This window comes from Burkholderia sp. BCC1972 (genome assembly GCF_905339605.1).
Lineage (GTDB): Bacteria > Pseudomonadota > Gammaproteobacteria > Burkholderiales > Burkholderiaceae > Burkholderia.
In genome coordinates this window covers 142,079-155,407 of the sequence record NZ_CAJPGH010000015.1, presented here as the reverse complement: position 1 = coordinate 155,407, position 13,329 = coordinate 142,079, and the positions used below count along the sequence as shown (strand labels likewise).

General features: G+C 67.7%; 13 protein-coding genes. 11 read left to right on the top strand and 2 right to left on the bottom strand.

What is annotated here, in order from left to right; all coding sequences use genetic code 11:
- Positions 1–7 precede the first annotated feature (7 nt).
- Both U5798_RS21795 and lexA read right to left on the bottom strand, forming a co-directional pair.
- On the bottom strand, positions 8–343 hold the full coding sequence (locus tag U5798_RS21795) for a hypothetical protein (RefSeq protein ID WP_006476078.1): 336 nt from the start codon (positions 341–343) through the stop codon (positions 8–10).
- A gap of 25 nt (positions 344–368) precedes the next feature.
- Positions 369–1,016: a transcriptional repressor LexA gene (gene lexA / locus U5798_RS21790; RefSeq protein WP_006759459.1), complete on the bottom strand. Its 648-nt coding sequence runs from the start codon at positions 1,014–1,016 to the stop codon at positions 369–371.
- Positions 1,017–1,280: 264 nt separating this feature from the next.
- On the opposite strand from lexA, the gene U5798_RS21785 reads away from it, so the two are divergent.
- The 11 genes from U5798_RS21785 to rbsK all read left to right on the top strand — a co-directional run bounded on the left by U5798_RS21785 (position 1,281) and on the right by rbsK (position 13,123).
- Complete coding sequence (locus U5798_RS21785) at positions 1,281–2,318, top strand: sulfate ABC transporter substrate-binding protein (protein ID WP_124454989.1); 1,038 nt, start codon at positions 1,281–1,283, stop codon at positions 2,316–2,318.
- A 121-nt stretch (positions 2,319–2,439) separates the two neighbouring features.
- A complete protein-coding gene (gene cysT / locus U5798_RS21780; RefSeq protein WP_124454991.1) occupies positions 2,440–3,333 on the top strand; it encodes a sulfate ABC transporter permease subunit CysT in 894 nt (297 codons plus the stop codon).
- On the top strand, positions 3,330–4,268 hold the full coding sequence (gene cysW, locus U5798_RS21775) for a sulfate ABC transporter permease subunit CysW (RefSeq protein ID WP_124454993.1): 939 nt from the start codon (positions 3,330–3,332) through the stop codon (positions 4,266–4,268). The genes cysT and cysW overlap by 4 nt, the downstream gene beginning before the upstream one ends.
- A 13-nt stretch (positions 4,269–4,281) precedes the next feature.
- Complete coding sequence (locus U5798_RS21770; RefSeq protein WP_011545347.1) at positions 4,282–5,340, top strand: sulfate/molybdate ABC transporter ATP-binding protein; 1,059 nt, start codon at positions 4,282–4,284, stop codon at positions 5,338–5,340.
- Between the two features lie 75 nt (positions 5,341–5,415).
- Positions 5,416–6,342: a CysB family HTH-type transcriptional regulator gene (locus tag U5798_RS21765; RefSeq protein ID WP_006484201.1), complete on the top strand. Its 927-nt coding sequence runs from the start codon at positions 5,416–5,418 to the stop codon at positions 6,340–6,342.
- A gap of 344 nt (positions 6,343–6,686) precedes the next feature.
- Positions 6,687–7,073 (top strand): DUF805 domain-containing protein, encoded by a 387-nt coding sequence (locus U5798_RS21760; RefSeq protein ID WP_322083158.1) that lies wholly within the window; start codon positions 6,687–6,689, stop codon positions 7,071–7,073.
- 325 nt (positions 7,074–7,398) lie between these two features.
- Positions 7,399–8,349: a sugar ABC transporter substrate-binding protein gene (locus tag U5798_RS21755; protein ID WP_322083157.1), complete on the top strand. Its 951-nt coding sequence runs from the start codon at positions 7,399–7,401 to the stop codon at positions 8,347–8,349.
- Positions 8,350–8,494: 145 nt separating this feature from the next.
- A complete protein-coding gene (locus tag U5798_RS21750; protein ID WP_124454996.1) occupies positions 8,495–10,108 on the top strand; it encodes a sugar ABC transporter ATP-binding protein in 1,614 nt (537 codons plus the stop codon).
- Positions 10,105–11,124 (top strand): ABC transporter permease, encoded by a 1,020-nt coding sequence (locus U5798_RS21745; RefSeq protein ID WP_124454998.1) that lies wholly within the window; start codon positions 10,105–10,107, stop codon positions 11,122–11,124. Before U5798_RS21750 ends, U5798_RS21745 begins: the two co-directional genes overlap by 4 nt.
- A 35-nt stretch (positions 11,125–11,159) precedes the next feature.
- Positions 11,160–12,191, top strand: a complete 1,032-nt coding sequence (locus tag U5798_RS21740) for a LacI family DNA-binding transcriptional regulator (RefSeq protein WP_034186950.1) — start codon at positions 11,160–11,162, stop codon at positions 12,189–12,191.
- On the top strand, positions 12,188–13,123 hold the full coding sequence (gene rbsK, locus U5798_RS21735) for a ribokinase (protein WP_322083156.1): 936 nt from the start codon (positions 12,188–12,190) through the stop codon (positions 13,121–13,123). The genes U5798_RS21740 and rbsK overlap by 4 nt, the downstream gene beginning before the upstream one ends.
- The last annotated feature ends 206 nt before the right edge of the window (positions 13,124–13,329 follow it).

Sequence of the window (13,329 nt, the reverse complement as noted above, 5' to 3'; positions counted from 1 at the left end):
TCCGCAATCAGAGACCGCCAGGCGTAGCCGATCGTTCCTCGGCGATGCAGCGGTCGATCATCCGGCATACGGCATCGATCGTGCCGACCATGATCAGGCGCGAACGGCCGTGATAGACGCGTACCGGCGCGCGGCGGGCGGGTTCCGCATGATTCAGGCCGGCGTTCAGCGATACCCGCGCGAACGCGGGAAGCGCCGACGGCAGCAGGGACGCCTGCCGTTCGACTGCGACTTCTTCTTGCACGGGCGCGGCCGCGGACAGCGGTGCGCAGGGCGTACGGCCGCGCAGATGGCGCAGGCGACCGAATTGACGGAAAGGCAGCAGGCGGGCAAGGCGTTCCATGATGTTCTCCTAGCGAGACGGAATGTCAGAGTTCGCCCGAGCGGATCAGCCCGACGGCGATGCCTTCCAGCGCGAATTCCGCGCTGCCGGCCTTGACGAAGATGTTTTCGTAATCCGGGTTCTCCGCGATCAGCTCGAGACCGCCAGGCCGGCGCATCAGGCGCTTGACCGTGACGTCGTCGCCCAGACGCGCGACGATGATCTGGCCGTCCTTCGCTTCCGTGCGTTTCTGCACGGCGAGGAGGTCGCCGTCGAGAATGCCGGCGTCGCGCATCGACAGGCCGCGCACCTTCAGCAGGTAGTCGGGCTTGCTCGTGAACAGCGCGGGATCGCACGCGTAGTGCTGCGAGATGTGCTCCTGCGCAAGGATCGGGCTACCGGCCGCGACGCGGCCGACGAGCGGCAGCGACAGCTGCATCAGGCCGGCATGCGGCAGCGTGAACTGGTGCGGGGCGTCTTCGATGCCGAGCAGGCGGATGCCGCGCGACGCGCCGGCAGCCAGTTCGATCACGCCCTTGCGTGCCAGCGCACGCAGGTGCTCCTCGGCCGCATTCGGCGAGCTGAAGCCCAGTTCGGCCGCGATCTCGGCGCGGGTGGGCGGGAATCCGGAGCGCTCGATCGCGCGACGGATCAAGTCGAACACTTGCTGCTGACGGGCGGTGAGTTTGGTCATGGCTGAACTGTATGGATAGACAGTGAGCTGTATTTTTATACAGTACTTCGCGAATTTCAAGCGTTACTTGAGGTTCGACGCGATCGCGCCGGTTCCGACGTGATTTCGCGACGTCCGGACGGCGGTTTATCTGCCGCAACCATCCATCCCGTCTGCGTTAGCACTTTTGAGTATTAAAAAATAAGGAACGATTATTTTTAATCATGTAACCCGTTCGTTAGACTGGCCCGACATCGCAATACCGACAACACTGGAGAACCAAGGATGGCGAAGCGCAATACGGGGCTGGTGGGCGGAGTGGGCCGCCTGATCGCAACACTCGCGCTGGGCGCGGCGGCGGCGCTGGGCGTCGCGACGCATGCCCAGGCCGATACGACGTTCCTGAACGTGTCGTACGACCCGACGCGCGAGCTGTATCAGGACTTCAACCAGGCGTTCGGCAAGGAGTGGAAGGCGAAGACGGGCGAGACCGTCAACTTCAAGCAGTCGCACGGCGGCTCGGGCGCCCAGGCACGCTCGGTGCTCGACGGCCTGCAGGCCGACGTCGTCACGCTGGCGCTCGCGTACGACATCGATGCGATCGCGAACAAGGGGCTCGTGAACAAGGACTGGCAGAAGCGTCTGCCCGACAACGCGTCGCCGTACACGTCGACGATCGTGTTCCTGGTGCGCAAGGGCAATCCGAAGGGGATCAAGGACTGGGACGACCTGACCAAGCCGGGCATCTCGATCGTCACGCCGAACCCGAAGACGTCGGGCGGCGCGCGCTGGAACTACCTGGCCGCATGGGCGTACGCAGTGCACAAGCCGGGCGGCAACGAGCAGACGGCGAAGGAATTCGTCACGAAGCTCTACAAGAACGCAGGCGTGCTCGATTCGGGCGCGCGAGGCGCGACGACGAGTTTCGTGCAGCGCGGGATCGGCGACGTGCTGATCGCATGGGAAAACGAGGCATTCCTGTCGGTGAAGGAGTTCGGTACCGACAAGTTCGAGATCGTCGTGCCGTCGGTAAGCATCCTGGCCGAGCCGCCCGTCGCGGTGGTCGACAAGGTGGTCGACAAGAAGGGCACGCGCAAGCTGGCCGAAGCGTACCTGAACTTCCTGTACAGCCCGCAGGGCCAGGAGATCGCGGCGCGCAACTACTACCGGCCGCGCTCGAAGAACGTGCCGGCGGAACTGACGAAGCAGTTCCCGAAGCTGAAGCTGTACACGGTCGACGACACGTTCGGCGGCTGGACGAACGCACAGAAGACGCATTTCGCGGACGGCGGCGTGTTCGACTCGATCTACAAGCCGCAGTAACGCCATAACGACAGCGGCGCGCCACGCAGCGCGCCGCATCCCCGACGGTTCGCCGGCGCGATGCACTGCGCCGGCGTTTGCGTCGGACCCGTGAGCAGCATCGACCCAGCAAGAGCATCCGATGACGACGTACACCTTTCGCAAGCCGAGCGCGCTGCCTGGCTTCGGCGTGACACTCGGCATCACGGTGGCCTATTTGAGCCTCGTGGTGCTGATTCCGCTCGCCGCCACGTTCCTGAAGACCGCGACGCTGTCGTGGGATCAGTTCGTCACCGCCGTCACGTCGCCGCGCGTGCTCGCGTCGTACCGGCTGACGTTCTCGGCCGCGCTCGGCGGCGCGCTGATCAACGCCGTGTTCGGCTTCCTCGTCGCGTGGGTGCTCGTGCGCTACACGTTCCCGTTCAAGCGCCTCGTCGATGCGATCGTCGACCTGCCGTTCGCGCTGCCGACGTCGGTCGCCGGCATCTCGCTCGCGGCCGTCTACGCGACCAACGGCTGGGTCGGCCAGTATCTCGCGCCGCTCGGCATCAAGATCGCGTTCACGCCGGCAGGCGTGCTCGTCGCGCTGACCTTCATCGGGCTGCCGTTCGTGGTGCGCACCGTGCAGCCGGTGCTCGAGGATTTCGAGCGCGAGCAGGAAGAAGCGGCCGCGTGCCTCGGCGCATCGCGCTGGCTGACGTTCCGCCGCGTCGTGCTGCCGGCCGTGCTGCCGGCGCTCCTCACCGGCTTCGCGCTCTCGTTCGCGCGTGCGCTCGGCGAATACGGCTCGGTGATCTTCATCGCCGGCAACGTACCGATGAAATCCGAGATCACGTCGCTGCTGATCATCACGAAGCTCGAACAGTACGACTACGCGGGCGCGACCGCGCTGGCGGTCGTGATGCTGGTCGTGTCGTTCCTGATGCTACTGCTGATCAACACGCTGCAGTGGTACCTGCAGCGCAGGACGAGCAAGGGCGCAAGCGGCCCCGCGCCCGCCACCGTCACCGCCGTCGCAGCAGGAGGCCAGCAATGAGCCAGGAGGCCACCGTCGTGCTGAAAACCCCGTCGCCGGCCGTGCGCGCCGCGAAACGGCTCGACCCCGTCAGCGAGTCGCGCGTCGTGCGCTGGCTGCTCACGGGCATCGCGCTGGCGTTCCTCGCGTTCTTCCTCGTCGTGCCGCTCGCCGCGGTGTTCGTCGAGGCGCTGCGCAAGGGCGTCGGCTTCTATCTCGAATCGCTGGCCGATCCCGACGCGTGGTCGGCGATCAAGCTGACGCTGACCGTCGCCGTGATCGCCGTGCCGCTGAACCTCGTGTTCGGCGTGTGCGCGTCGTGGGCGATCGCGAAATTCGAATTCCGCGGCAAGGCGCTGCTCACGACGCTGATCGACCTGCCGTTCTCGGTGTCGCCGGTGATCTCGGGCCTCGTGTACGTGCTGCTGTTCGGCGCGCAGGGTTGGCTCGGGCCGTGGCTGCAGGATCACGACGTGCAGATCATCTTCGCGGTGCCGGGCATCGTGCTCGCGACGATCTTCGTCACGTTCCCGTTCGTCGCGCGCGAGCTGATTCCGCTGATGCAGGCGCAAGGCACCGACGAGGAGGAAGCCGCGCGCGTGCTCGGCGCGTCGGGCTGGCAGATCTTCCGCCGCGTGACGCTGCCGAACGTGAAGTGGGGCCTGCTGTACGGCGTGATCCTGTGCAATGCGCGCGCGATGGGCGAATTCGGCGCGGTGTCGGTGGTGTCGGGCCATATCCGCGGCCAGACCGACACGATGCCGCTGCACGTCGAGATCCTGTACAACGAATACAACTTCGCGGCGGCGTTCGCGGTGGCGTCGGTGCTGGCGCTGCTCGCGCTCGTCACGCTCGCGCTGAAGCTGATCGCCGAGCGTCATCTCGCCGCCGAACTGGCCGGCGCGAGCGACACCGTTCCCGCACATGCCGGCCCCGCCGTTTCGTCGAAATCGTAAAGAGGCAACCAGAATGGGTATCACCGTCCGTAACCTTCAGAAGCGCTTCGGCGATTTCACGGCGCTCGACAACGTGTCGCTCGACTTTCCGCCGGGCGAACTGGTCGCGCTGCTCGGGCCGTCCGGGTGCGGCAAGACCACGCTGCTGCGCGTGATCGCGGGCCTCGAGCACGCGGACGCCGGCCAGGTCGTGCTGCAAGGGCTCGACGTCGCGTCGGTCGGCGCGCGCGACCGCCAGGTCGGCTTCGTGTTCCAGCACTACGCGCTGTTCCGCCACATGACGGTATTCGAGAACGTCGCGTTCGGGCTGCGCGTGAAGCCGCGCCGCGAGCGGCCGTCGGAAGCCGCGATTCGCGAGAAGGTGCACGAATTGCTCAAGCTCGTGCAGCTCGACTGGCTCGCGCAGCGCTATCCGTCCGAGCTGTCGGGCGGCCAGCGCCAGCGCATCGCGCTCGCCCGCGCGCTCGCGGTCGAGCCGAAGGTGCTGCTGCTCGACGAGCCGTTCGGCGCGCTCGACGCGAAGGTCCGCAAGGAACTGCGCGGCTGGCTGCGCAGGCTCCACGACGACCTGCACATCTCGACGATCTTCGTCACGCACGACCAGGAAGAGGCGCTGGAAGTCGCCGATCGCATCGTCGTGCTGAATCGCGGCCACGTCGAGCAGGTCGGCAGCCCGCAGGACGTCTACGATCATCCGCAAAGCGCATTCGTGTACGAGTTCCTCGGCGCGGCGAACCGGCTGCCGGGCACGGTGGCCGGGCGCGGCTTCGTCGCCGAGGGCGCGGCTGCGCCGATCGAGGTCGACGCCGATTTCGCGGGCCCCGCGAACGCCTACGTGCGCCCGCACGACCTGCAGCTGTGGCCGGTGGGCGAAGGGCACCGCGACGGCATCGCGGTGGACGTGCGCCGCGTGATCCCGCTCGGCGGGTCGGTGCGCGTGGAGCTCGAGGCGCGCGCGGGCGGTGCGCTCGAGGCGGAACTCGATCGCGATGCGTGGCGGGCGCTGTCGCTGCAGGTCGGCGACGGTGCGACGGCCGTGCCGCGCGCGGTGCGTGTGTTTCCCGCGCGTTGACGAGCAAATACAGGGCAGGGGGCGGAACATGCTCCGAATCGACAATCAAACAACGACAGCCTAAGAGGCATACCCATGAATTTTCAGCAATTGCGGTTCGTGCGCGAAGCGGTGCGCCAGAACATGAACCTGACGGAAGTCGCGAACGTGCTGTACACGTCGCAGTCGGGCGTGTCGAAGCAGATCAAGGATCTCGAGGATGAACTGGGCGTCGACATCTTCATCCGGCGCGGCAAGCGGCTGACGGGGCTCACGGAGCCCGGCAAGGCCGTGCACCAGCTGATCGAGCGGATGCTGCTCGACGCCGAGAACCTGCGCCGCGTCGCGCGCCAGTTCGCCGACCAGGACAGCGGCCACCTCGTCGTCGCGACGACGCACACGCAGGCGCGCTACGCGCTGCCGAAGGTGATCCGGCAGTTCACCGACGTGTTCCCGAAGGTGCATCTGGCGCTGCGCCAGGGCAGCCCGCAGCAGATTGCGCAGATGATCCTGAACGGCGAAGCCGATCTCGGCATCTCGACCGAGGCGCTCGACCGCTATCCGGACATCGTCACGTTCCCGTGCTATTCGTGGCATCACACGGTCGTCGTGCCGAAGGGCCATCCGCTCGTCGGCCGCGAGAACCTGACGCTCGAGGAAATCGCCGAGTATCCGATCATCACGTACGACCAGGACTTCACGGGCCGCTCGCACATCGACCAGGCGTTCACGCAGGCGGGCGCCGTGCCGGACGTCGTGCTGACCGCGATCGACGCGGACGTGATCAAGACCTACGTCGAGCTCGGAATGGGGATCGGCGTCGTCGCGGCGATGGCCTACGATCCGCAGCGCGACACGGGGCTCGTCGCGCTCGATACGCAGCACCTGTTCGAGGCGAGCACGACGCGCGTCGGGCTGCGCAAGGGCGCGTTCCTGCGCGCGTATGCGTACCGGTTGATCGAGATGTTCGCGCCGCACCTGAACGAAGCGGAAATCGCGGGGCTGTTGCGCGAAGCCGTTTGACGGCTGCTCGCAGCGCACGCCGTCCGGGCAGTTGCCGCGGACGGCGCGAAGCGCGCGCACGGAGCCGTGCACCGGGCTGCGGCAGCGCAATGGCCGCGGTCACGGTTGCCTGATTCATCGAACCACCGGTTGCGGTCGCCGCGCCCGGCCCGGTTCTTCGCCGCGTGCGGCGATCGACATGTGTTCTCGTGCCGACAGAACGACAAGACGGCAGATACGAGTGCCTCGATCCGGTGTCGGCCATCCCTGGCCATCGCGGCCGGGCCATTTCTCGGAAGATATGATTCAATGCCCGTGCATGGTCTGAACGCGGGCGTTCACGCCGCACGACGAAGAGGCGAACAATGAATCTGAAATGGTTTCTCTTTTCCTTCAAAGGCCGGACCGAGCGCCTGCCGTGGTGGATCTACTCGCTGGTTTCCGGGTTGATCGGCGTGTTCTTCGACGCGGGGTCGCGCGGTTCGTCGAACGACGACCTGCCGCCGCTGGTGGTGCTCGTCATGGTCGCGATCGCCGTCGTCGCGACGTGGTCGTGGCTGGCGGTCACCGTGAAACGGCTGCACGACATCGACAAGTCGGGGTGGTGGATGCTGCTGCTCTTCGTGCCGATCGTCGGTGCGATCGCGTTGTTCGTGATGAACGGATTCATCGCCGGTACGCCGCATGCGAACCGCTTTGGCGAACCGTCAGCGGTCGATGAGGACGAACCCGCGCCGCAGGACCCGGCGTGATTGCGCCGCGCTGTGTGGCAGCGTTGCGACTGTCGCATTTGCGCGTCGTGCGGCACGATCGCGCGCTCCGAATAAACCCTTAAATATTGATCAGACAGGTTGCGCGCCGAAGCGAATCGGTACAGCATAGCCTTCACTCCGCCGGCCTCCCGCCGGCGGCGGCGCGTCAACGACAGCACGCGCCAGGCAGTCGGCCGTCTGCCTCGCTTCCATTCCGTGGTACCGACAGCAGCATTGATGGCCATTGCCCGGGTAGTGTGGCGCAAACGTTTGCTCACATTAAAACAACAGTCCGGCCCTATGGGCCAGTCGCCAGGAGATGTGTATGAATGTCCGCTTTCGCCGTCGCTTCCTGACCGCCGCGCTCGCCGCCGTCGCGGTCGCTGCCGCACCGGCCGTCCACGCGCAATCGGCAGCCAAGCCGAAGGTCGCGCTCGTGATGAAGTCGCTCGCCAACGAGTTCTTCCTGACCATGGAAACCGGCGCGAAGGAATACCAGAAGCACAACGCGAATCAGTTCGACCTGATCACCAACGGCATCAAGGACGAGACCGACACCGCGAACCAGATCCGCATCGTCGAGCAGATGATCGTGTCGAAGGTCGACGCGATCGTGCTCGCGCCGGCCGATTCGAAGGCGCTCGTGCCGGTCGTGAAGAAGGCCGTCGACGCGGGCATCGTCGTCGTGAACATCGACAACCGGCTCGATCCCGACGTGCTGAAGTCGAAGAACCTGAACGTGCCGTTCGTCGGCCCGGACAACTGCAAGGGCGCGCGCAAGATCGGCGACTACCTCGCGAAGCGGCTGAAGGCGGGCGACCAGGTCGGCATCGTCGAAGGCGTGTCGACGACGACCAATGCGCAGCAGCGTACGGCCGGCTTCCAGGACGCGATGAAGGCGGGCGGGATGAAGGTCGTGTCGGTGCAGTCGGGCGAATGGGAAATCGACAAGGGCAATGCGGTCGCTGCCGCGATGCTCAACGAATACCCGAACCTGAAGGCGCTGCTGTGCGGCAACGACAACATGGCGATCGGCGCCGTGTCGGCCGTGCGCGCGGCCGGCAAGCAGGGCAAGGTGCTCGTGGTCGGCTACGACAACATCAACGCGATCAAGCCGATGCTGAAGGACGGCCGCGTGCTCGCGACCGCCGACCAGTACGCGGCGAAGCAGGCCGTGTTCGGCATCGACACGGCGCTCAAGGCGATCGCCGAGCATCGCAAGCAGGCCGACATGTCCGGCGTGGTCGAGACGCCGGTGGATCTCGTGACGAAGTGACGCGGCTCCGGGCCGGCCGCCGCCCTCAAGAATCCGGCGTGGCGGCCGTTATCCGGAGTGAGCGCGATCACGGCCACTGCATGCACATGCACTTGTGAGCGTCATACCCGCGCGTCGCGTGCGCGCGGCCGCAACCAGGATCGCGATGGAACCGACCTTCCAACCCTCCCGTTCAGCCATCCCCGTGCTGTCCGTATCCGGCATCGGCAAGACCTATGCCGAACCCGTGCTCGCCGACGTCACGCTGACGCTCGAGGCAGGCCACGCGCTTGCGCTGACGGGCGAGAACGGCGCCGGCAAGAGCACGCTGTCGAAGATCATCGGCGGGCTCGTCGACCCGACCACCGGCACGATGCAGCTCGGCGGCCAAGCGTACGCGCCGGCCAGCCGCACGCAAGCCGAGGCGCTCGGCGTGCGCATGGTGATGCAGGAGCTGAACCTGCTGCCGACGCTGACGGTTGCCGAAAACCTGTTCCTGAATCGCCTGCCGCGGCGCTTCGGGATCATCGATCGTGCGCGGCTGCGCGAGGACGCGCGTGCCGCGATGGCGCAGGTCGGGCTCGACGCCGTCGATCCCGATACGCCGGTCGGCGCGCTCGGCATCGGCCATCAGCAGATGGTCGAGATCGCGCGCAACCTGATCGGCGACTGCCGCGTGCTGATTCTCGACGAACCGACCGCGATGCTGACCGCGCGCGAAGTCGAGCTGCTGTTCGAGCAGATCGACCGGCTGAAGGCGCGCGGCGTCGCGATCGTCTACATCTCGCACCGGCTCGAGGAGCTCGCGCGTGTCGCCGAGCGCGTCGCGGTGCTGCGCGACGGCCGGCTCGTGCATGCGGGCGACATGGCCGCGACGACGTCCGACGGGCTCGTCACGCTGATGGTCGGACGCGAGATCGGCGAGCAGATCGATCTCGGCGAGCGTCATATCGGCGCGCCGCGGCTCGTCGTGTCGGGGCTCACGCGCGGGACGGCCGTGCGCGACGTGTCGCTCGAGGTGCGCGCGGGCGAGATCTTCGGCATCTCGGGGCTGATCGGCGCGGGGCGCACCGAGTTGCTGCGGCTGATCTACGGCGCCGACACGCCGGATGCGGGGATGATCGCGGTCGGCCAGCCGCTGAAGCCGGCGAAGATCGATTCGCCCGTCGATGCGGTGAAGCTCGGCATCGCGCTGATTACCGAGGACCGCAAGGGCGAGGGGCTGCTGCTGTCGCAGTCGATCACGTCGAACGTGTCGCTCGGCCAGCTCGACCGGCTGGCGCGCGGCGGCGTTGTAGATGCCGCACGCGAGACGGCGCTCGCCGAGCAGCAGATCGATGCACTGCGGATCCGCACGCACGGCGCGGCGCAGCCGGTCGGCGAGTTGTCGGGCGGCAACCAGCAAAAGGTGGTGATCGGCCGCTGGCTCGCGCGCGACATGGGCGTGCTGCTGTTCGACGAGCCGACGCGCGGAATCGATGTCGGCGCGAAGTTCGAGATCTACACTTTGATGGGCGCGCTCGCGCGCGAAGGCCGCGCGCTCGTCGTCGTGTCGAGCGACCTGCGCGAGCTGATGCTGATCTGCGACCGGATCGGCGTGATGTCGGCCGGCCGCATGACCGCCGTGTTCGAGCGCGGCAACTGGACCCAGGATGGGCTGCTGGCCGCGGCGTTCGCCGGCTTCGGCCGCGAGACGCCGGCGGGCGGTGCGCCGCATCCGGACGCGGGGCAGGCGCGAGGCGCCGCTCCGGGCAATTCGACGACAGGACCACAGCAATGACCCAGCCTCCCGTATCCCCGACCGACGCAGGCTCGCAGCAGGACGTGACGGGGCGCCGCGCGCGCACGCTGTCCGGCACGCGCCTCGGCCTGTCGAACTATCTCGGGCTCGCCGGCGCGCTCGCCGCGATGATCGCGCTGTTTTCGGTGCTGAGCTCGCACTTCCTGACCTACGACACGTTCAGCACGATCGCGAACCAGATTCCCGATCTCGTCGTGATGTCGGTCGGGATGACCTTCGTGCTGATCATCGCCGGGATCGACCTGTCGGTCGGCTCGGTGCTCGCGCTCGCCGCGTCGATGGTCAGCGTCGCCGCGCTGAAATGGCAGTGGGGGCCGCTGCCGGCCGCGCTGATCGGGATCGCGGTCGCGACCGTCACGGGCGCGCTGACCGGCGCGGTCACGGTCGGCTGGCGGATTCCGTCGTTCATCGTGTCGCTCGGCGTGCTGGAGGCCGCGCGCGGCCTCGCGTACCAGCTGACGAATTCGCGCACGGCGTATATCGGCGACGCGTTCGATTTCCTGTCGAACCCCATCGCGCTGGGCATCTCGCCGGCGTTCGTGATCGCGGTCGCGGTGATGATCGCGGCCCAGTTCGTGCTGACGCGCACGGTGTTCGGGCGCTATCTGGTGGGCATCGGCACGAACGAGGAAGCGGTGCGACTTGCAGGGGTTAACCCGCGGCCGTATAAAATCCTCGTATTCGCATTGATGGGCGCGCTCGCGGGGCTCGCGTCGCTGTTCCAGATTTCGCGGCTCGAGGCCGCCGACCCGAACGCGGGCGCGGGTCTCGAACTGCAGGTCATCGCGGCCGTCGTGATCGGCGGCACGAGCCTGATGGGCGGGCGCGGCTCGGTGATCAGCACGTTCTTCGGCGTGTTGATCATCTCCGTGCTGGCCGCGGGGCTGGCGCAGATCGGCGCGAACGAGCCGACCAAGCGGATCATCACCGGGGCGGTGATCGTGGTGGCCGTCGTGCTCGATACGTATCGCAGCCGGCGCTCGCGCGCCCGGTAGAAAGACAGACAGAACAGACCAGAGAGAAACGGGAAATGGCGACGATCAAGGATGTGGCAGCCATGGCGGGCGTGTCGTTTACGACCGTCTCGCACGTGGTGAACAATTCGCGGCCGGTGTCCGCGGATGTGCGTGCGAAGGTCGAGGGCGCAATCCGCGAGCTGAATTACGTGCCGTCGGCCGTGGCGCGCTCGCTGAAGGCGCGGGCGACGGCGACGATCGGCCTCGTCGTGCCGAACAGCACGAATCCGTACTTCGCCGAGCTGGCGCGCGGCATCGAGGATCAGTGCGCGGCCAACGGCTATTGCGTGTTCTTCTGCAACTCGGACGACGATCCCGTGAAGCAGCGCAACTATCTGCGCGTGCTGCAGGAAAAACGCATCGACGGACTGATCGTCGCGTCGGCTGGCGAGGACGCGGTGCTCGCGCAGACGCTCGCGGATATCCATGCGCCGCTCGTCGTCGTCGACCGCAACATCGAGGGGCTCGCGGCCGATCTCGTGCAGATCGACCACGAGCGCGGCGCGTACCTGGCGACGCGCCACCTGCTCGAACTCGGGCACGCGAAGATCGGCTGCATCACGGGGCCGACCGACACGGCCGTCAGCGCGATGCGCGTGCACGGCTTCATCCGCGCGATGGCCGAGCGCGGCGTCGACATCGTGCCGGGCGCGATCGCGGAAAGCGACTTTTCGTGCCTCGGCGGCTATCACGCGGCGTCGCGGCTGTTCGAATCGGTGCGGCCGAGCGCGATTTTCGCGGGCAACGACCTGATGGGCGTCGGCGCGCTGCGCGCGGCGGCCGAGCGCGGGCTGCGCGTGCCGGACGACTGCTCGATCATCGGTTTCGACGACATCGAGTTTTCCCGCTACACGTATCCGGCGCTGTCGACGGTCGGCCAGTCGGTGCGCGCGCTCGGTGAAATGGCCGCGCAGACGCTGATCGAGCGGATCGGCGGCGGCTCGACGGCCGTGCCGAGCCGCCGCCGCGTGGTGTCGCCGCGCCTCGTGCTGCGCGAATCGACCGCGGTTTACCGCGAGCCGCCGGCATCGGGCGGTCGCGCATGACGGCGCCCGCAGCGGATGCCGGCCGCGTGACGGTGGTCGGCAGCCTCAACATGGATCTCGTCGTGCGGGCGCCGCGGCTGCCGCTGCCGGGCGAAACGCTCGCCGGCCATGCGTTTGCGCAGGCGGCGGGCGGCAAGGGCGGCAACCAGGCCGTGGCCGCCGCACGGCTCGGCGCGCAGGTCGCAATGATCGGTTGCGTCGGCGCGGATGCGCACGGCGCGGCACTGCGCGCGGGCCTGGAAGCCGAGGGCATCGACTGCACGGGGCTCGCGACCAGCGCGTCGGCGTCGACCGGCGTCGCGCTGATCGTCGTCGACGATGCGAGCCAGAACGCGATCGTGATCGTCGCGGGCGGCAATGGCGAGGTCACGACCGGGACGGTTGCGCGGCACGAGGCCGCGCTGGCGTCGGCCGACGTGCTGATCTGCCAGCTCGAGACGCCGCCGGACACCGTGTTCGCGGCGCTGTCGGCCGGGCGGCGGCTCGGCCGCACGGTGGTGCTCAATCCGGCGCCGGCCGTCGCGCCGCTGCCGGACGGCTGGCTGCCGCTCGTCGACTACCTGATCCCGAACGAGGTCGAGGCGGCCGCGCTGACCGCGCTGCCCGTGCGCGACCCGGCGGAGGCGGAAGCCGCCGCGCGTGCGCTGCAGGCCGGCGGCGCGCGCAACGTGCTGGTCACGCTCGGCGCGCGCGGCGTGCTCGCGCTGACGGCCGACGGCACCGCACGGCACTATCCGGCACCGGTCGTGCAGGCCGTCGACACGACGGCCGCCGGCGACACCTTCATCGGCGGTTTTTCCGCACGGCTGGCGGCCGGCGCGGACGTCGACACGGCGATCCGCTTCGCGCAACGCGCGGCGGCGCTGTCGGTCACGCGCGCGGGCGCGCAACCGTCGATTCCCACGCTCTCCGAACTGGCCGACCAGGCCTGATCCCAGGATTTCGGGTCCGTATCGAGGCCGGTCCGTCGCACGAGACGGCCGGCCGCGCCTGCGCGCGCCGGCACATCGCCGATCTTTTCCTCCCGTTGTCGAACTCCTCCCGTTGTCGAACCGGTCCGAATTTGCGTCGATTCATTCAGCTATTTGTAATGTTCAGACTAATAATTCGAAAAAATGGGCTGAAATCCGTCAAGTTG

Bases quoted from the DNA above. Each gene is read 5' to 3' on its own strand.
- U5798_RS21760 (WP_322083158.1), top strand. From the start codon at position 6,687: ATGAATCTGAAATGGTTTCTCTTTTCCTTCAAAGGCCGGACCGAGCGC.
- U5798_RS21795 (WP_006476078.1), bottom strand. From the start codon at position 343: ATGGAACGCCTTGCCCGCCTGCTGCCTTTCCGTCAATTCGGTCGCCTG.
- U5798_RS21755 (WP_322083157.1), top strand. From the start codon at position 7,399: ATGAATGTCCGCTTTCGCCGTCGCTTCCTGACCGCCGCGCTCGCCGCC.
- U5798_RS21770 (WP_011545347.1), top strand. From the start codon at position 4,282: ATGGGTATCACCGTCCGTAACCTTCAGAAGCGCTTCGGCGATTTCACG.
- U5798_RS21765 (WP_006484201.1), top strand. From the start codon at position 5,416: ATGAATTTTCAGCAATTGCGGTTCGTGCGCGAAGCGGTGCGCCAGAAC.
- U5798_RS21740 (WP_034186950.1), top strand. From the start codon at position 11,160: ATGGCGACGATCAAGGATGTGGCAGCCATGGCGGGCGTGTCGTTTACG.
- cysT (WP_124454991.1), top strand. From the start codon at position 2,440: ATGACGACGTACACCTTTCGCAAGCCGAGCGCGCTGCCTGGCTTCGGC.
- U5798_RS21745 (WP_124454998.1), top strand. From the start codon at position 10,105: ATGACCCAGCCTCCCGTATCCCCGACCGACGCAGGCTCGCAGCAGGAC.
- rbsK (WP_322083156.1), top strand. From the start codon at position 12,188: ATGACGGCGCCCGCAGCGGATGCCGGCCGCGTGACGGTGGTCGGCAGC.
- lexA (WP_006759459.1), bottom strand. From the start codon at position 1,016: ATGACCAAACTCACCGCCCGTCAGCAGCAAGTGTTCGACTTGATCCGT.
- U5798_RS21750 (WP_124454996.1), top strand. From the start codon at position 8,495: ATGGAACCGACCTTCCAACCCTCCCGTTCAGCCATCCCCGTGCTGTCC.
- cysW (WP_124454993.1), top strand. From the start codon at position 3,330: ATGAGCCAGGAGGCCACCGTCGTGCTGAAAACCCCGTCGCCGGCCGTG.
- U5798_RS21785 (WP_124454989.1), top strand. From the start codon at position 1,281: ATGGCGAAGCGCAATACGGGGCTGGTGGGCGGAGTGGGCCGCCTGATC.